Source organism: Aquabacterium sp. (assembly GCF_016234775.1).
Lineage (GTDB): Bacteria > Pseudomonadota > Gammaproteobacteria > Burkholderiales > Burkholderiaceae_C > Aquabacterium.
The window spans coordinates 22,842-39,955 of record NZ_JACRAH010000039.1 but is presented as its reverse complement, the minus strand read 5'-3'; the positions used below and the strand labels follow the sequence as shown (position 1 = coordinate 39,955).

Annotated in this window: 17 protein-coding genes; 4 read left to right on the top strand and 13 right to left on the bottom strand. The window is 58.2% G+C overall.

Going from position 1 to position 17,114, the window contains the following annotated elements; all coding sequences use genetic code 11:
• Nucleotides 1–13: 13 nt before the first annotated feature.
• From HY836_RS11940 to HY836_RS11895, 10 genes are all read right to left on the bottom strand, one after another.
• Nucleotides 14–1,906, bottom strand: a complete 1,893-nt coding sequence (locus HY836_RS11940) for an ATPase, T2SS/T4P/T4SS family (protein WP_290676376.1) — start codon at nucleotides 1,904–1,906, stop codon at nucleotides 14–16.
• A 9-nt stretch (nucleotides 1,907–1,915) separates the two neighbouring features.
• The gene (locus HY836_RS11935) at nucleotides 1,916–4,264 is read right to left on the bottom strand and encodes a pilus assembly protein N-terminal domain-containing protein (RefSeq protein WP_290676375.1); all 2,349 of its coding nucleotides are present in this window, start codon (nucleotides 4,262–4,264) and stop codon (nucleotides 1,916–1,918) included.
• A 45-nt stretch (nucleotides 4,265–4,309) separates the two neighbouring features.
• A complete protein-coding gene (gene cpaB / locus HY836_RS11930) occupies nucleotides 4,310–5,299 on the bottom strand; it encodes a Flp pilus assembly protein CpaB (RefSeq protein ID WP_290676374.1) in 990 nt (329 codons plus the stop codon).
• Between the two features lie 11 nt (nucleotides 5,300–5,310).
• Nucleotides 5,311–5,553, bottom strand: coding sequence for a hypothetical protein (locus tag HY836_RS11925; RefSeq protein ID WP_290676373.1), 243 nt, complete (start codon nucleotides 5,551–5,553; stop codon nucleotides 5,311–5,313).
• A gap of 4 nt (nucleotides 5,554–5,557) precedes the next feature.
• Nucleotides 5,558–6,304, bottom strand: a complete 747-nt coding sequence (locus tag HY836_RS11920; RefSeq protein ID WP_290676372.1) for a hypothetical protein — start codon at nucleotides 6,302–6,304, stop codon at nucleotides 5,558–5,560.
• Nucleotides 6,305–6,325: 21 nt separating this feature from the next.
• Nucleotides 6,326–7,135 carry a hypothetical protein gene (locus HY836_RS11915; protein WP_290676371.1) on the bottom strand — a complete coding sequence of 270 codons (810 nt, stop codon included), beginning with the start codon at nucleotides 7,133–7,135 and terminating at the stop codon, nucleotides 6,326–6,328.
• The gene (locus tag HY836_RS11910) at nucleotides 7,135–8,607 is read right to left on the bottom strand and encodes a pilus assembly protein TadG-related protein (protein WP_290676370.1); all 1,473 of its coding nucleotides are present in this window, start codon (nucleotides 8,605–8,607) and stop codon (nucleotides 7,135–7,137) included. The genes HY836_RS11915 and HY836_RS11910 overlap by 1 nt, the downstream gene beginning before the upstream one ends.
• Before the next feature lie 28 nt (nucleotides 8,608–8,635).
• Nucleotides 8,636–8,890, bottom strand: a complete 255-nt coding sequence (locus HY836_RS11905) for a hypothetical protein (protein WP_290676369.1) — start codon at nucleotides 8,888–8,890, stop codon at nucleotides 8,636–8,638.
• A gap of 233 nt (nucleotides 8,891–9,123) precedes the next feature.
• Nucleotides 9,124–10,188 (bottom strand): hypothetical protein, encoded by a 1,065-nt coding sequence (locus HY836_RS11900; RefSeq protein WP_290676368.1) that lies wholly within the window; start codon nucleotides 10,186–10,188, stop codon nucleotides 9,124–9,126.
• Nucleotides 10,189–10,496: 308 nt separating this feature from the next.
• A complete protein-coding gene (locus tag HY836_RS11895; RefSeq protein ID WP_290676411.1) occupies nucleotides 10,497–11,981 on the bottom strand; it encodes a CoA-acylating methylmalonate-semialdehyde dehydrogenase in 1,485 nt (494 codons plus the stop codon).
• A gap of 120 nt (nucleotides 11,982–12,101) precedes the next feature.
• Here HY836_RS11895 and HY836_RS11890 point away from each other — a divergent pair, with 120 nt between their 5' ends.
• Entirely contained in the window at nucleotides 12,102–13,709 is a 1,608-nt protein-coding gene (locus HY836_RS11890) for a GMC family oxidoreductase (RefSeq protein ID WP_290676367.1), read from the top strand.
• Nucleotides 13,710–13,724: 15 nt separating this feature from the next.
• Here HY836_RS11890 and HY836_RS11885 read toward each other — a convergent pair whose 3' ends face one another.
• The gene (locus HY836_RS11885; RefSeq protein WP_290676366.1) at nucleotides 13,725–13,871 is read right to left on the bottom strand and encodes a hypothetical protein; all 147 of its coding nucleotides are present in this window, start codon (nucleotides 13,869–13,871) and stop codon (nucleotides 13,725–13,727) included.
• 138 nt (nucleotides 13,872–14,009) lie between these two features.
• On the bottom strand, nucleotides 14,010–14,198 hold the full coding sequence (locus tag HY836_RS11880) for a hypothetical protein (RefSeq protein WP_290676365.1): 189 nt from the start codon (nucleotides 14,196–14,198) through the stop codon (nucleotides 14,010–14,012).
• A 167-nt stretch (nucleotides 14,199–14,365) separates the two neighbouring features.
• Between HY836_RS11880 and HY836_RS19005 the strand changes: the two genes are divergently transcribed.
• The 3 genes from HY836_RS19005 to HY836_RS11870 all read left to right on the top strand — a co-directional run bounded on the left by HY836_RS19005 (nucleotide 14,366) and on the right by HY836_RS11870 (nucleotide 16,428).
• Nucleotides 14,366–14,644 (top strand): DUF3293 domain-containing protein, encoded by a 279-nt coding sequence (locus HY836_RS19005; RefSeq protein WP_367114687.1) that lies wholly within the window; start codon nucleotides 14,366–14,368, stop codon nucleotides 14,642–14,644.
• A gap of 126 nt (nucleotides 14,645–14,770) precedes the next feature.
• Nucleotides 14,771–15,079, top strand: a complete 309-nt coding sequence (locus HY836_RS11875; protein ID WP_290676364.1) for a helix-turn-helix transcriptional regulator — start codon at nucleotides 14,771–14,773, stop codon at nucleotides 15,077–15,079.
• The gene (locus tag HY836_RS11870; protein ID WP_290676363.1) at nucleotides 15,076–16,428 is read left to right on the top strand and encodes a HipA domain-containing protein; all 1,353 of its coding nucleotides are present in this window, start codon (nucleotides 15,076–15,078) and stop codon (nucleotides 16,426–16,428) included. The genes HY836_RS11875 and HY836_RS11870 overlap by 4 nt, the downstream gene beginning before the upstream one ends.
• A gap of 342 nt (nucleotides 16,429–16,770) precedes the next feature.
• On the opposite strand, the gene HY836_RS11865 is transcribed toward HY836_RS11870, so the two are convergent.
• On the bottom strand, nucleotides 16,771–17,100 hold the full coding sequence (locus HY836_RS11865) for a DUF6538 domain-containing protein (protein ID WP_290676362.1): 330 nt from the start codon (nucleotides 17,098–17,100) through the stop codon (nucleotides 16,771–16,773).
• Nucleotides 17,101–17,114: the final 14 nt, after the last annotated feature.

Sequence of the window (17,114 nt, the reverse complement as noted above, 5' to 3'; positions counted from 1 at the left end):
GACCTGCCTCGGTTCAGTGGGACAGGTCCATGGCCAGACCATCTCTGCCACTCGAATTGCTTCGATCACCCATTCGATGTCCCGACAACTGTTCAAGACTTTCAGGATCGATGGCCTTGAAGATGTTGACGTCCAGTCCATGCGATGTCTGCGAGAGTTCCTCGTAGAAGCTCGGGACCATGTTGCAACCGGTGAAAAAGCCCGTTGTCTTGCCCGTGATGGGGTCATGTCCACGAGGGATGAATCGGAACAGCTCCTGCATCTGGAGCTTCCCGCTTTCGATACCGGTGATCTCGACGATGTAGGTGACACGACGGCTACCGCAGTGGAATCGGGTCTGCTGGACGATGATGTCCACGGCTGAGGCGATCTGTTCGCGAATGGCCGATAGTGGCAACTCCATGCCTGCCATCAGGATCATGGTTTCCAGACGCGCCAAGGCGTCTCGCGGCGTATTGGCGTGAAGCGTGGTGAGCGAGCCTTCGTGACCCGTGTTCATGGCCTGAAGCATGTCCAGCGCCTCGGCACCGCGGCACTCGCCCACCACGATGCGGTCGGGGCGCATACGCAAGGTGTTCTTGACCAATTCGCGAATGGACACGCCGCCTCGCCCTTCAACGTTGGATGGACGTGATTCCAGATTGATCAGGTGTTCGTGAGACAGCTGCAACTCGGCCGCATCTTCAACCGTGATGATCCGCTCCCCCCTGGGGATGAAGTTGGACAGGATGTTCAACAGGGTTGTCTTGCCGGAACCTGTACCGCCCGACACCACGATGTTCTTGCGGGACTCCACGCAGATCTTCAAGAACTCTGCCATCTGTTCGTCGATGGAACCGAACTTGACCAGGTCACCCGCATTCAGCTTTTTCTTGGAGAACTTCCGGATCGTGATCGTCGGCCCCTTCAGCGCCAAAGGCGGGATGATCGCGTTCACACGTGAACCATCCTTCAAACGAGCGTCCACCATGGGCGAGGATTCGTCGATCCGTCGGCCCAGCGGCGCCACAATGCGCTCGATCACACCCATGACGGCCTTGTCATTGGTGAAGGCAATCGGATACTTCTGCAGTTGCCCGCCACGTTCGATGAAGATTTCGTCGTGACGATTGACCATCACTTCCGACACGGAATCGTCACCAAGCAATTCCTCAAGCGGCCCCAGACCGACAGCCTCGTTCAACACGCGAAGACACAACTCTTCCCTGTTGATGCTCGGAGGAATCTCACCTGCCTTGTCTTGCAGGATGCCTTTGATCAGCCTTTCTGTTTCCTGCTTCAATTGCTCGTCCGTCATGCGAGAGACGTCCTGACGCCGCAGGTCCATCTTCTCCAGCAGGGCATCGTGAATCTTCTTGCGCCACTCGAATTCCAGCTCGATCTCTTCCTTGCTTGGCACCAGGATCACTGCAAAGTCAGCTGCCTTGGGGGGCTCTAGCGGCTCTGGTTGAGCACGAGGCGCCTCACGTTGATAGATCTCAGACTGGGCTCGCAGAGCGGCGTTGCGCGACTCCTGCAGGCTCTCGGAAGCCCTGCGGTTTCGCGTGCCGACCGTATCCGAACGAGACTGGGCATGCGCTGCAGAGACGGCTGGGCCAGCGGCCATCCCGCGATCATCCTGAGCAGACAGCACACGCAACTTATAGGGGCCAACGCCAATGACATCGGTGGACCTCAACGGACCATGTTGAATGTCGATGCGCTTGCCATTGACCGTGACGCCGCCGAATGCACCCATGTCTTCGACAAGGATGCCTGAAGGCGTCTTGAACAAACGAGCGTGTTCTTTGGACACGCGCCAGCTACTGAGCCTGATCTCGCTTTGTGCGCCCTTGCCCACAATCGAGTCATCTGGCGCTTCGAGCAGCTGCTTGCCACCATCCGAGTCTTCAACTTCAATGCGCATGGTCTGGCCTTATCGAGTCTGTGTGATCCACTGGGAATCGACCCAGCCGCTTGCATCTCCGGCCTGAACGGCGGTCCACCCACCGACTGAGCCTTGAGGCAAACCTTCCACAATGGCGCCTTCTTGTACTTGCATCACGATCAAGGCATTGACGTCGGGTGACACGCGCAGAGCCAGCTTGGGCAGGACCACGCGATACTTGGGCGAAGCCTTCTCAACCGGCGTGTCGGCAGTCGCAGGGACTTCCGCACTCAATGGCCGAGCGACAAGCTTGGTGGAAGCCTTCAACGGCTCGATGCGCTTACCTTGTTGCGCTGACTTGCCGATATTGCTGCTTGCTTTGCCTGGAACTGCTTGTGCAACATTGGCGACCGGGGCCAGCCATCGCGCTGCGGACCATCCGGTAACGGCGCCCACTGTCACTCGGCGCCACGCATCATCACCACTACCTGCCGTGCCTGACTCACTGACACGCACGATGGCACCTTGCCCCAGATGCATCAGGATGGGGGCGTTGATATCGGGGTTGGCGCGCAACGCCAGGCCCTCCAGGGTGACCTGCTGCTCGATGCTCTTGCCTTCGATCGCGGCCGGTTGAGCCGTAGAGGCAGGCTTCTTAGCCACAAGAGGATTATCGTTTGGCTTGACCAACGCACCATTGTCTGCAGGCAGAGGTTTGGCAGCCTCAACCTGCTTCACAGGCATTGGTGCCGGCAATGCTCGCGCAGTTGAACTGCGCGATCCGCCTTGACCAGATGTATCGGCAGACGGCGCATCAGTTGAAACACTTACTGGCGCATTGACTTCCTTGAGATCGCGCGCAGGTTGCAAGGGCTCGCTCAGATAAGGCTTCTCACCAAAGGCCTCTTTCAAGCGCTCATGGGTCTTGTTGACGCGATCAACCAGACCTGGTGCTGTGGTGTCCACCACCGTGGGCGTCACAAACACCACCAACTCGGTTTCATTGTTCATGTAGCGCTTCGACCGGAACAAAGCGCCCAGAATCGGGATATCTCCCAGGAACGGCACCTTGTCAAAATTGGTGCTCATGTCACGCGACAACAGGCCACTCAACACGATGGTCTGACCGCTCTTGACGTTGAACTCGGTCTCGGTTCTTCTAGTCCGAATTGCGGGGCCAGAAACCGTGCTAACGGAAGGATCAATGGAACTCACTTCACTCTTGATCTCGGCTCGGATGAAACCATCCTTGTCAACCAAGGGCTTGATCTGAAGCGAGATACCGTACTTTTTGAACTCGACGTGCGGTCCCTCTATCGATTGAACCGTATACGGATACTCACCGCCCGACAAGAACGTCGATTCTGTTCCGCTGCGTGTCGACAATTGAGGTTCGGCCAGCACGGCCGCTGAGCCCTCTTGCGCCAACGCCTGGAGCAAAGCGCTTAAACCAATATTGACCCCGGACAGCGCATTGATGCCGCCGTACAGCGATGTTGAGTCCTTTGCCGTACCAGTAGAGGTATCGATGTCCACCAGAGGGGGCTTGCCGCCACTGCCTCCAACAGGGATCTGAATCTGATAGGGGCCTTGGTTGCCATGACGGAATGGCATCCAGACGGCACCAACCGCAGCGCCGCCAACAGGAGACCACTTCAGCCCCAACTCGTTGAGCTTGGTCTTGGGAAACTCCACGACCTTCACATCCATCATCACCATCTGATCCCAGCCTCTTGGGTTGGTGAAATTCAGAAGCTGTGGGTAGATCTTTTCCAACGACTTGATCTTGCCGAGATCCTGATCGGAAAGTCGATCACCTTCGACGATGACCTTGTCGCCCACGATCGAAGCCTTGGCGCCCGGAATGGCCGCAACAAAGGCCGCGATCTCTCGGCCAACACGTGATGTGTCGCCGGGCACGATGTTGATCTTCAGACGTTGGTAGCGACCGTCTTCGTTCCAGATAAACAAGGAAGAAATACCGGCCTCGTTGGCGAAGACGAGCACTTCCTTTTTATCCAGCACAGCGGCCGTCAGGATGCGCCCGTTACCAACCGCAATACGGCCAACGCCTGGTGCAGGCAGCACCCGAGATTCACCCACGAACATCTCAATTTCCGGCACATTGCCTGGCTCTTCCAGTGCCTTGACCGGGCTGTAGCCACCGTTCTTGCGTACTGCACGGGCCTTTGTCTTCGCATCCAGATGCGGCGCAAAACCGTTCTTGGCGGTATCTGATGTGACCGTCTGCACATTGGCTTGTGCGGCGTCTGTGGAAGCCGCAGGCACGGTTTGCGCCATCACGACATGGCCATGACACGCCAGCATGGCTATGCAGGCCAATGCAATCGCGTTGAAATGGCCTTTGGAAAACGGGAGGACTCTTGGGGTAGTCATGTTGTGCGAACCTGATTTGTTACTGCTTCAAGCTTGAAGGACGTGTTATTTCTTTTCTGACCTTCGATTCGACAAGTTGTCCTTGTTGTCATGGCCACTCTGCGGTGATGACTTGTCAGTCGCACCGCTGGCCTTGGCATCTGATTCCTTTGCAGGCTCATCTTCTTTTTGCTTGTTGCCACGAGCGCGCGACAGCTCCAGCTGTTCAGGCGTGAACTTGTTCGATGAGCCCCCATACAGGATCGGTACGCCATCTCCATCAGCCAAGGCAGTGCCTCCTTGAGAAGCTCGCCCCTTCATGAGCAGATCGGCCAACTGCATGGCACCATCCTTCATGCGCTCGTTGTCTTGTGGATTGCGCAGCAAGGCGGTGATCTTTCCACCCTCTCTGGCGGCAATCACGCGCTTGGCCTGTTCAGGCGTGGTGTCGAGCGTGACTGTCGAATATTCGCGTCGGCCACTGGCACCTTCAGGGTCATCGGTGGAGCGCTGGCCAGTGGCCATCACCGTCACACCTTGCAGCAAGGGCAAGGTGTATTTCTGGCCGTCACGATCCACTGTCACGATCAGGTCGATGATGTCTCCGGGTTCCAACATGCCAGAGATGGAACTGATCTCATCAACAGGCACCGTCATCGCACGATGCCCGACCTCCACACGCGTTGAAAACGTAGGGGCCTTCTTGCTTTCAAGCATGCTCCAGATGAGGATCTGCCCCGCCTTGGCTGGGAAGGCAAGCCGCTCTCCCGAGGCCTTGTCGAAGTCCTGAGGCAAGATCCCGGACGCGTGCGCGAACTCTTCGGGAATGGGTCGAACGGCCACGCTGTCTTCATCGAGAACAGACCCCTTGTCGAGATCCACTTTGGCCACCACCATGTCGATCAGGCGCCCTTTGGCCTTGACCTCGATTTCCTGCATACGGTTGCTGAGATAGCTTCGTGCGGCGAATGCAGCAAGCAAGCCGACCGACAAGGCAACCAGCAAGATGACCGTGCTCTTCTTGAGCTTGACGCTCGGCAGTTTCGGGATTTTCATGGGACTACGGACTACTCGGGAATGGAGAGAGAAAAACTCATGCGCTCATAGGCGACTTGGAAGTTGTGAACAACAACCTCTACCGCGGTGCGCGGCTTGTCTGTACTGGCCTCATCCTTGATGGGCACAAACAAGGCAAAGACGAGAACGGCTGACACCACCAGGTACTCCAACATCGCCTGCCCTTGCGAGCGCGCGCGCGACGTTCTGTCAGTACGAAATGGGCGACCGTCTTCGGTGCGAATAGGCTTCATCGTCTCAACCTCGTTTTGTCTGGACGGTCACGTTGATGAGCACTTGCGTCTGGCCCCCGGCTTGCGGACGCACCATGACCACAGCTTCGCGAGCTTGACCACGAAACATCAAAGTCCTTGTGCCCTGCTCGCTGCCCACCTGCTTGCTAGAATCTGACAACTCACGCTCGAACTCAAAGCCGCGCTTGTCCATCAGACGATGAACTGCCTTGATGTTGCCCGCGGGGGATCGGTCATTGACCAGCAAGAGGGTTTGCGCATCAGTACCGAGCGTGACTGACTCGTTGAAGCTCAGCACCTTGCTTTCCACACCCAGATCGGCCAGCCAATCCTTGATGCGAGCCTCGGTGATCTTGCTGCGCTTCGCCCCTTGCTCGAGGTCCGCCACAGCTACTACACCTCTGGTTCCACCAGGCACCGCGCTCAATTTGATGGTCGAGAAATGGTGCTCAGCTGGCTTCCCAAAAATGATGTCGCCACCACGCGTGTCTTCGGTGTAGGGCTGCGTCAGCGTCTTTCGAAACCATGCCGCGGTCGACTCAAGCGTGTCTGGACTTGAAAACACCGTGATGCGCGTGGGCACGCCATTGATCACATTCTCGCCATCCATGGGCTGCAACCTCGCCCTGTCAGGCAAGGCAAACGTAGGCCCGGTCTTGAGCGATCCTGCGGAGGCAAAGCCAGCGAAAAGCGCCAGGCAAAGCGTCACGCATGCCAAGGCCCCAGCCCTGGCGCTGACCAATTTCTTCACGTCAACTCCCTGAACTTTCTTTTATTTCAACCGGTCCGCCGGTACAACATCGCGCCAATACTGCAACTCGCCAAGCTTGGGCCCTGTGATGTTGCCCAAGCCCAGTGCCTTGCCATCCAAAGCCTGAACAGCGATGTTCATGACCGTCTTCACTGGATCAAACAGGCCCGCGCTGGCAGGGTTGATCAAAGCGTTGCCCAAGCGATCCTGAACGTTGTGGGGATCGCGTCCCGTCCAAGGATCCAGCAGCAGACTGGTGCTGCGCGTCATGGACAGGTTGAGCTTGTTGAAAGGCTCCACGAATTTGAGGCCATCAGGCAAATTGGCGATCGTGACCGAAACGCTGGCCGTGTAGAGGCCCTTCGTGCTCAGTTTGAAGTTGCCTTTCAGATCGAAAGGCGCGCCATCGCTCATGCCCGAAAAGCCTTCGGCGTGCGTGGCACCATGGCTGAAACCATAGTGAACCGTCACATCGTCATCCAGACTCTTGACAAGGCGATTACCAAATGGATCCCGCCAGAACTGGTTCTGGTGTGCCTCGAAACTGCCAGCGGCATCACCCGTCTTGATGGGCGCGTCGGAGTTGCTGAAGAAGCGCCGGCGAACATCACGCGCTTGCTCTGCCTCCGGCTTGAACGAGTTGAGGATGTCATTTCTGGTCATGGCCTCGAACGCCACATACCTGCTGGCCAGCATGGTGCTGTGCGCCATATCCTGGTACTTGCCCAACATGGGCAAGAGCAGGAACAGCGGGATGATGGCCACGGCGGCGACCAGGAACTCCGGCAAGGCCTGCCCGCCTTGACGACCAGTTGCAAAGGAGCCAGTCATTACTTCAGCCCCTGTATAGCCATACCAGCAGCAATGGCCGCCTTGGATTGAACCAGGCGAACCTGCCAATAGGGGTTGTAAAGGCTGGCAATCTCCGTCTTGCCATCTTCGCGAGCCACCGGGCGATCAAAAAAGATCTCAGCCGTCGAGACAGCCGAGTACTCACCGGCGGCAGGCTTGCCATCAAACTTGTTCAAGCCATAAGGCCCCGTTGCTGACTTGACATCAGAGCGCCCTTCACTCGTACGCGTCTGATCCTCTTTGCGCGTCACCAGAATGGAGTAGCGGATCTTGAACTCACGGTGGTTGACGTCTGCATGGTTGGGCACGTAGCTAAGTGCATCGTCCGTCAACTCCCAGGATGCGGGCATGCCTTGATAGCCCGAATAGGTGCTGTTTGTAGGCGTTTTGCTGGCCAGGTTGTTGATGCTTCTCGCTCCGGCAAAATAAGCAGCAGAACCTTTATCTGCCTCCTTGAGTGCATAACTGGCCTTGAGCCCCGCAGCCGGATACCACTCCGCGTCTCCGCAATATGGGATCTTGATCTTGATGAAACCAATTTTCTTGGTCTTGAATTTCAGCATACGCTTGTGGATTTCGAAGGTATCCATGGCCTTCCACTCATCCAGACCAATCAAACTCGTGCCACCTGCACGTGTCGCGTAGTCGTACTCCACCTTTAATATTTTCAAGCAAGATGTTTCCGGCAGCAAAGCCTTTTCATTCCAACTTCGACTGGGAATGAAGGGATCTCGGTAGGCGGACTCCACTGCCACATTGGCAAATCTTTGCCTGTCCTTGCCAGCCCGGAGCTTCACACTGGTTTCAATTGGATGATCACCAGGTATAGGCATGGTCATGACACTGACATTGCCATCGCCTTTGAAATTCGCCTTAGCCACCTCAGTCAGGATGTCATCTCGCTTTAACGCGAGCTCCGCCATCATGAATATCTGAGCGCCTTGCAATATTTTTTTTGCAATCTCTGCAGCAGCAATCACTGCCTGCCCACCAGTATCAACCCAACCAGAGGCACTTGAAATATAGGCCCCACCATACGCCAACCCCATGCAAAGAGGCGTATAACGCAAAAAAGTCAGCCCACCCGGCACATTGATGTAATAGTTACAACCCTCCGATACCGCAGTATTCACGTGACTCTGTGTATATCGAACCCAGGATGCAACGCTAACCGTTTGCGCAACGGTTATCTCATTGGCAATGAGCGCGCGATTGATATACGCCGAATAATTCAGAGCCCGAGCATGCAACACACCGGCACTGTACGCGGTTGCATCTGCCGCCGTGATCAGGCGATCTTTTTCTTGAACGAGCTGACCGGCATTAAACAGGAAAAATGTCGACACCAACCCAACGGCCAGAATGAATATGCCATAGATCATGGCCTGACCGCGTTGATGCCGCCCCCCCTGGAACGACGGCCAACCCATTTTCGGGCTGGCGTTTTTCATTATGTTCTTTCAACCAAACAACAAATGATCACTGATTGTTGTCGTAGTTGGACAGGCTCTTCTTGCGGTTACCTTCAGTCAGCGCAGCGGCAGAGTTAGTCTTCGCTGCAGTGATGGTAGTAGCTGCATTGGTACCGGAAATTTCTTGCGCCAGACCCGCCGTTTGAGTACGGATGGTTTGACCGAAGAATTGGTACGTTGCGATAGCAGACACTGCAATCAGTGCCACGATCACGATGTATTCAGTCATCCCCTGACCACGTTGTTGCTTCTTCATCGACATGATAATTTTCCAGATATTGAAAACCGCTGACGGCTCAACAGTCGGCACTTTTAATTAATGGCACCCTTGGATACTTCTCCCTGAATGCGCGAACCGTATCTGGATTTTATCAATTCGATGCAGCCATGAAACCACCCATTACGGGGGAACCAGGCCAGACAAGTGCAACAACATGAAAACAAAGCCCATGCATCCCGCAAAAAGCTTACATGTCATTACATAACGAGACGGGATTAATTCGTCTTGATTGCTTGTATCAAAATATAACCTTGCGACGTCACGCCATGGATGACCAGGTCATGCGCCCCGTGCCCATACACGCCACCAGAAACCTGACTCAGTGCCTCGCCTTCAAACACGACACCCTTGCTGCTGTCAGCATATGAAACACTGCCTGTCTTCGTAGCCTGGATGCGCGCGCCCTTTGAGATGAGCTTCGCACTATTTATATCTGCCACGAATACAGCACCCGTATCCGCGTCAGCACACTCCACAACAGGCTGCATTGTGCGAATTTCACCTGAAACCAAATTCATCTGCAAAGTAATCGGACAACTGGCTGTTGAAAACCGTTGAGCTTTCACATCCTCCTGGTATGTATTGTCACCAGCCGCCACCACGATGCTTCCAGAGAAAACAAGGTCGGGATTCTCTGGCGCATCCATCCAGTCCGTACGAATACCAAAGAATGAAGCCCATGTATCCAGCTCGACACCCCCAGGAATAGATATATCCCCTATTGTCCGTGTCCAATACGCCTGCAGCACGCTCTCCTGAGCACCCGGATTCACGCCGGATATTTTCAACATGGTCTGTGTCGCGCCAGCATAAACAAGATCACCCACCCCAGACGGCGTGACCGGCATGGCGACCGCATGGTAGGTTTCCCCGCCTTGATGAATCAAACCTTGACCGGCATAAAAGGTCCTCGAACTCAAACCCTGGTATTGGTCACCAGCGCCGCCAGGTGGTTGGTTGACATTCATGCCCGTGATCGTCAGCTTGATGAAGTTGCCCGCCGGCTTTTGCAACTCGGCCCAAAGCCCATCCACACCAGCTGAGGACGATGTAGGCTCAATGCAGTACTCCACGCCAAAGTCGGCGCTTGTTTCACGCTTGGCGCACAAGTCACCGGCTGGATCAGCCAGTGACGCATAAACTGTGACAGGCGTGGAGCGCGGTGCGGCTTGCGTCTGGGTGTCTGGCGAACCACCGCCACCACAGGCCACTAGTGCAACTGCCAAAAAATGAGGCAAGGCAGAGCGGAGCCAGCGCCCCCTGGTGTCGAGCTGTTTCATGGATTCCCGTGCGGTTTATCGTGATCAAGACGCACCATCACGCACGTCCAGTGCCCATCACATGGGCGTCGTTCCCTGATTTGCGGGCTGGCGTGCAGGTCTGAAGCCTGACCGCACCAATCGCAGCCCTGTGTTATGCGCCGGATTGTAGGGGAGCGGTCGCCAACGAATGCGCGGAAACCCACCCTCGTCGCAATTGGAAACAATTTACGCCGAGTTGACGGGGTCGATGACGCACATCACCTCGATCGAGGTCAGGCACCAAAACATGCCAAGCCCATAGAGGCGGCGAACGACAGACGTGGCGCTTACTTCGCCGTCGGCATCACGAACTCAGGCCCCTTGGGGATGGACGAGGCCCAGCGCTGCATCACCGACTTCTGCCGCGTATAAAAGCGCACACCCTCTTCCCCATAGGCATGCATGTCGCCAAACAGGCTGCGCTTCCAGCCACCGAAGCCATGCCAGGCCATGGGCACCGGGATCGGCACATTGATGCCCACCATCCCCACCTCGATCTGGCGGCTGAACTCGCGCGCCACCTGCCCGTCGCTGGTGAAGCACGCCACGCCATTGCCAAACTCGTGCGCGTTGATCAGCGCCACAGCCTGCGCCAGATCCTTCACCCGCACGCATGACAACACCGGCCCGAAGATCTCTTCCTGGTAGATGCGCATGCTCGGCGTCACATGGTCGAACAAGGTGCCACCGGTGAAGAAACCGTTTTCACGGCCAGGTACCTTGAGCCCGCGCCCATCCACCAAGAGCGAAGCGCCTTCTTGCTCCCCCAATGCGATATAGCCCTCGATACGCTCCAGCGCCTGGCGCGTCACGATGGGGCCCATCTCGGCATCGGCTTCCATGCCATCCTTGATCTTGAGCGCCTTCGTGCGTTCGATCAGCCTGGGCATGATGCGATCGGCCACATCGCCCACCAACACGGCCACCGAGATCGCCATGCAGCGCTCGCCGGCCGAGCCATATGCCGAGCCGATCAAGGCATCCACAGCCAGATCCAGATCCGCGTCGGGCATCACCACCATGTGGTTCTTGGCGCCGCCCAGGGCCTGTACACGCTTGCCCAGTTGCGCACCACGCCGGTACAGGCCATGCGCAATCGGCGTCGACCCCACGAAGCTCAGCGCCTTCACATCATCGTGATCCAGCAAGGCTTCCACCGCCAGTCGATCCCCGTGCACCACGTTGAACACGCCCGCAGGCAAACCAGCCTCGGCCATCAACTCGGCCATGAAGATCGCCGCAGACGGATCTCGCTCGCTGGGCTTGAGCACAAAGGTATTGCCACAGGCAATGGCCACCGGGAACATCCAGCAGGGCACCATGCACGGAAAGTTGAACGGCGTGACGCCCGCCACCACACCCAAGGGCTGGCGCAGGGTCCAGTTGTCGATGCCGGTGGACACCTGGTCGGTGTAGTCGCCTTTGAGCAATTGCGGAATGCCGCAGGCGAACTCGACGATGTCGATGCCACGCATGACCTCACCTTGCGCATCGCTGAAGACCTTGCCGTGCTCGCGCGTGATGATGGCGGCCAGCTCGTCCTTGCGCTCGTTGAGCAAGGCCAGAAAGCGGTTCATGATGCGAGCGCGGTGGATCGGTGGGGTCTCGGCCCAGTCCGGGAAGGCTTGCTTCGCACTGGCCACGGCCTCGTTGACCTCATCGCTTGTCGCCAGCTGCACCTTGCGTGTCACCTCGCCTGTGGCAGGGTTGAAAACATCCTGCAAGACGTTGCCTGAACGGATCTGGGCCTGGCCGTTGAGCCAATGGGGAATGACAGTCGGAGCGTTCACGATGTAGGCCTTCTACGCTTGAAATCAACGCTGCCATTGTCAGCCATAGTGGACAACACTGACACGCAGACGAGCCCACAGGCCTCAACATGGCTCCCCGATATGCAGACATACGACTACATCGTCATTGGCGGCGGCACGGCTGGTTGCGTCATGGCCAACCGGCTGTCGGCCAACCCTGCGCACTCGGTGTTGCTGCTGGAAGCCGGCACGCCGGATGACTACATCTGGATCCACATCCCCGTGGGCTATCTGTACTGCATCGACAACCCGCGCACCGACTGGCGTTACCGCACCGAGGCCGAACCCGGCCTGAATGGCCGCAGCCTGCTCTACCCGCGCGGCAAGGTCATGGGTGGCTGTTCGTCGATCAACGGCATGATCTACATGCGCGGCCAACAGGCCGACTATGACAACTGGGCCGCCATGGGTTGCGAGGGATGGGACTGGGCCAGCGTGCTGCCCTGGTTCCTGGCATCCGAAGACCATCACGGTGGCGGCTCCGAATGGCATGGTGCGGGCCATGAACTGCGCGTGGAAAGGCAGCGCCTGTCGTGGACCATCCTGGATGCCTTTCAGGCCGCCGCTGCGCAAGCCGGCATCCCCACCGTCGATGATTTCAACCGCGGTGACAACTTCGGCTGCAGCTACTTCGAGGTCAACCAGAAACGTGGCGTGCGCTGGAACGCGAGCAAGGCCTTCATCAAACCTGTCCGGCACCGCCGCAATCTGCACATCGTGACCGGCGCCATGGTCGACAGACTGGACATCGATGCCCAACTCGTCTGCCAGGGCGTGCACGCCATCATCAAAGGTCAGCGCCAGCACTTCAAGGCCGCACGTGAAGTGATCTCGTGCGCCGGGGCCGTCAACTCACCAGCGATCCTCGAGCGATCGGGCATCGGCCGTGGCGAGGTCCTGCAAGCCGCCGGTGTGCCCTGCCTGCTGGATGCGCGCGGGGTGGGCGAGAACCTGCAGGATCACCTGCAACTGCGTCTGGCGTTCAAGGTGCAAGGTGTGCCCACGCTCAATGCGCAGGTGCATTCGCTGTGGGGCAAGGCGCGCATGGGGCTGCAATACCTGCTCGATCGCAGCGGTCCTTTGTCGATGTCACCCAGCCAGCTGGGGTGTTTTGCGCGCACGGCCAGCAGCCCGCATCGCACGAATGTCGAGTACCACGTGCAGCCCTTGTCGCTCGACAAGTTCGGTGAACCGCTGCATGCCTTTCCGGCTTTCACGGCCTCCGTATGTGACCTGCAGCCTTCATCACGCGGCCACATCCACATCCGCGATGCCCAGCCAGACAGCGCGCCACGTATCACGCCCCACTACCTGAGCACCGAGCGAGACAGGCAGGTGGCCGTCGAGGCCATCGAACTGACGCGCCGCATCGTTGCGCAACCCGCACTGGCCCCGTACCAGCCGCAGGAATTCATGCCCGGCCCCGAGGCCCAAAGCCCCGCGCAACTGGTGGAGGCCGCCGGCCGCATCGGCACCACCATCTTCCATCCTGTGAGCACCTGCCGCATGGGGCCGGATGGGGACGCGGGGGCCGTACTCGATCCGCAACTGCGCGTACGTGGCGTCCATCGCTTGCGGGTGGTGGATGCGTCAGCCATGCCCACCATCACCTCGGGCAACACCAATGCGCCCACGGTCATGATCGCGGAGAAGGCGGCCGACATGATCCTGCGCTCACAAACTGGCTGATGCAGACCGAGCACCTCAGTGGTAGTGGTTGTAGAGCATCGTGCCCACGATGAATAACATGAGGATCAGATCGATCCACCAGTCGCCCAGCAGGGCTTCCAGTACCCGGTCCAGCGCCCGGTTGACACGGTTGAAAAGGCAATGCGGTGGCTTCACGCTCATCATGGCGCGCTCCTGTCTGTTTGGATGAAGGTTCGGTCGAGAGAGAAGGAAACGAAGGCGTCATGCCCGGCCCGTCGCGCACAACATGCCGCGACAGCCTGGGCTCATGACGTCAAAGATCGGGAAGGAGGTACGGGCTCAAGGTCCCTGGCGGGCCCAGCTTCTGACCTCAATCTCCGCCCACTCTTCGGGCGGCACATGGCCCCGCTCGTCCTGCCACAGACGCTCCGCTGCACGGGCCGCCACAGCCGGCATCAGACCAGGCTGAAGCTCGGCCAGACGCTTGATGCAGCGGGCTATCCAGGCAGATTTGAGGGGCGCTTCCATACTGTGATTTTATACAGTACAAAGCGTTTTGTGTAGCCCTTCAGGGAATGCCCGATGCCAGAAAAAATGCTTGACAAGCGGCATGGCGGACAAGGCCTCCAACCTCGTCTGCGCAATCGGCATAGGGGGCCCCCATTCTGGGAGGCACCCCTGCCACACCACCCGGCATGAGGGTCCACACCGGGCGGTTCGAGAGCTTGAGGTCAGGAGAGCCTGGGCAGGACAACGAGACACGCCAAGCATCGCTGCTTCAGACCTTGGATCAGCACAAGGTGGTTTACTTTCTCGGCGAGGGGTGCCACCCGTCAGGCAACTGGCCTGCCGAGCCCAGTGTCTTGGCGCCCAACCTGCCGCTGGATGGCTGTAAGCGCCTAGGCATGCGTTTCCACCAAAACGCTGTGTTGTGGTGTGACGCGAAAGCGATACCCCACTTCTTGTGCTATTGACGTAATGTCCTACCAAGGCAGCTTTTTATTAAATTCATGACTTGAATTTCTTTTTAATCCTGCTTTCCTATGCTTTATATGCGCGACAGCGTGCCAACATCCATAAATCCTGCTAATGTGGATCTTATGAAGCGCGTTGTCCCCTCACCTCCCCCTGCCGATCCCTTGACCGTGGACCCCCAATCATTCGGTCAGGCGATTCGGGCTGCTCGCACAGCGGCAGGCATGACCATGATCGATGCTGCAGCGATGATGGGCGTATCCAAGCAGACACTCGGCGACCTGGAGAAGGCCACCGGCTCGGTAGGCCTGGCCATCGCCCTACGCGTGGCACGTGAGTTGGGCGTCGGGGTCTTTGCCGTGCAGCCCCCCCAACGGGAGGCCGCCCGACAAGCCTTGCTACTCCATGCGCCGTCACTTGAGGACGACGCATGAACGGCCCTGGCCACACGCTCACGGTCTGGATTGGGGATCAGGTGGCAGGCAACCTCCACCACCACCCCACCACCAACAGATTTGCATTTGCCTATGCAGACGCCTGGCGCGAGGCTCGCGATGCATTCGCCTTGGGTCCGCAACTGCCATTGAAGGCACCCGACGATCAGTCGCCAGACCAACACAGCGCCATCGTGCGCCAGTTTTTCGAGAACCTGCTTCCCGAAGGAAATGCGCTTGACCACGCGGCGCAAGCACACGGCGTCTCCAAGTCCAACCTGCTGGGTCTCATCCATGCGCTGGGGCGAGAGACGGCGGGCGCGATCCGTCTGACTGCTGGCGATGTGGTGACACCCACAGAAGAGCCTGAGCAGTTGCGCGAGATCACCCGCGAAGAGCTCTCGCAACGCATTCGCCAGCGCGCGCAACTGCCCTTCTCCGTCTGGGATCAACAGGTGCGTCTGTCGATCGCGGGCTACCAGGACAAGATTGCGGTCTACGAGCATGATGGCAGGTTGTTTTTAGTGAATGGCGGCCCCAAGGCCTCCACCGTGATCCTCAAGCCGGTGCCGACACGCCCTGCCCTCGCCTCGTTACCGGGCAACGAGCTCATGTGCATGCAACTGGCCCGCGCGGCGGGGCTGCCCGTGGCCGAAGCCTGGCTTGAGCACGTACCCGAGCCCGTGCTGTTCGTGAAGCGCTTCGACCGCAGGGAGACGCCCACAGGCGTCGAGCGCCAGCACCTGATCGATGGCTGTCAATTGCTGGGCCTGTCGGTCGGACTGAAGTACGAGCGTCCCTATGGGGACGGGCCAGACGTGCGCAACATCCGTGATGGTGCCAGCCTGCGCGCACTCTTTCAGGCGATCAATCAGCACAGTCTGCAGCCTGCCGTGGACCGCCTGGCCCTGCTGCGCTGGGCCATCTTCCAGGTGCTGATCGGCAACACCGACGCCCATGGCAAGAACTTGTCGTTCTTCGTTCAACCCTCGGGCGTCCGCCTTGCACCGGCTTACGACATGGTGTGCATACCGGCACTGAAGGACGCACAGTTATCTGGCACGCTGGCCATGGCCGTGGGCGACGCCTTCACCGAGGCCGAGATCACGCCGTTCGACTGGGCGCAACTGGGTCAACAAGCGGGGCTGCGGCCCTCTGCCATGGCACAACAAATGAAAGGCTTGATCGGCAAGGTCACGGAGGCACTCAAATTAACCGGTGAAATTGCCCAAAGGCATCGCGTGGGCCAAGACACGATCGATGCCATCTCACAGCACGTCATTGAAGCGTGCGACAGGCACCGTACCGCAGCCACGCAGGTAAAGGCCATCAAGCCCGACTGGCTCTGACCTCACTCATATGCTTTAAGAAGCGCCTTCACCTGGTCCCGCAGCTTGCTAGACCCGGGCAAGGTCACTTGCATCAGCTTCAACGAATCGCCGCCAGCTTTGGCCAGGTGCACGTGCTGTCCAAAGATCTTTGAAATATCAATGCGAGGCTCAGTTGCCCACGACAGTCCAACGCCTGTGAAGGCCATGGTCAGTACAAAAAGTGACTTTGCACGGCTCCAGGTGCGCGCAAGTGGCTGATACCGCAAGCTGCCGGACGTGCTTCAAGAGCAAGAGGCGCAGGCGGAGGCCTTGAAGATCGACGAGTCCGATTTGCGGGCCAAGCTTGAGACTGCCAAGAAGTCAGCTTTCAGGCTCATCCCGCGCTGCATCGTCTTGCTTCAGAACCAGTGCATGCACCTGGGAGGCGATAGCCTGAGCCAACTGTGGCGTGACCTCTGTGACCTTGTGCGGGTTCAGCTCAAGGCGCTTCTGGGCGAACTCGGACTCATTCTCTGCACGAAGTCGGTGAGCCAATGGATAGGCCAGCGCCTTGTCCAACTTGCCAAGCGAAATGCGGAAATCTGTGCGGCCCCCATAGTGGCCACGCAGGTCCTTGGGGATAACGATTCGGAGTTGGAAGGAGCCCCTGCGCTGGGTCAGTCCAAGGGGTTTTGCCATTTCGTCCTTCATCCTGTGAAGATACC

Coding starts and splice junctions, on each gene's coding strand:
- HY836_RS11940 (WP_290676376.1), bottom strand. CDS start 1,906: ATGCGCATTGAAGTTGAAGACTCGGATGGTGGCAAGCAGCTGCTCGAA.
- HY836_RS11935 (WP_290676375.1), bottom strand. CDS start 4,264: ATGACTACCCCAAGAGTCCTCCCGTTTTCCAAAGGCCATTTCAACGCG.
- cpaB (WP_290676374.1), bottom strand. CDS start 5,299: ATGAAAATCCCGAAACTGCCGAGCGTCAAGCTCAAGAAGAGCACGGTC.
- HY836_RS11925 (WP_290676373.1), bottom strand. CDS start 5,553: ATGAAGCCTATTCGCACCGAAGACGGTCGCCCATTTCGTACTGACAGA.
- HY836_RS11915 (WP_290676371.1), bottom strand. CDS start 7,135: ATGACTGGCTCCTTTGCAACTGGTCGTCAAGGCGGGCAGGCCTTGCCG.
- HY836_RS11910 (WP_290676370.1), bottom strand. CDS start 8,607: ATGAAAAACGCCAGCCCGAAAATGGGTTGGCCGTCGTTCCAGGGGGGG.
- HY836_RS11905 (WP_290676369.1), bottom strand. CDS start 8,890: ATGTCGATGAAGAAGCAACAACGTGGTCAGGGGATGACTGAATACATC.
- HY836_RS11900 (WP_290676368.1), bottom strand. CDS start 10,188: ATGAAACAGCTCGACACCAGGGGGCGCTGGCTCCGCTCTGCCTTGCCT.
- HY836_RS11890 (WP_290676367.1), top strand. CDS start 12,102: ATGCAGACATACGACTACATCGTCATTGGCGGCGGCACGGCTGGTTGC.
- HY836_RS11885 (WP_290676366.1), bottom strand. CDS start 13,871: ATGAGCGTGAAGCCACCGCATTGCCTTTTCAACCGTGTCAACCGGGCG.
- HY836_RS11880 (WP_290676365.1), bottom strand. CDS start 14,198: ATGGAAGCGCCCCTCAAATCTGCCTGGATAGCCCGCTGCATCAAGCGT.
- HY836_RS19005 (WP_367114687.1), top strand. CDS start 14,366: ATGAGGGTCCACACCGGGCGGTTCGAGAGCTTGAGGTCAGGAGAGCCT.
- HY836_RS11875 (WP_290676364.1), top strand. CDS start 14,771: ATGAAGCGCGTTGTCCCCTCACCTCCCCCTGCCGATCCCTTGACCGTG.
- HY836_RS11870 (WP_290676363.1), top strand. CDS start 15,076: ATGAACGGCCCTGGCCACACGCTCACGGTCTGGATTGGGGATCAGGTG.
- HY836_RS11865 (WP_290676362.1), bottom strand. CDS start 17,100: ATGAAGGACGAAATGGCAAAACCCCTTGGACTGACCCAGCGCAGGGGC.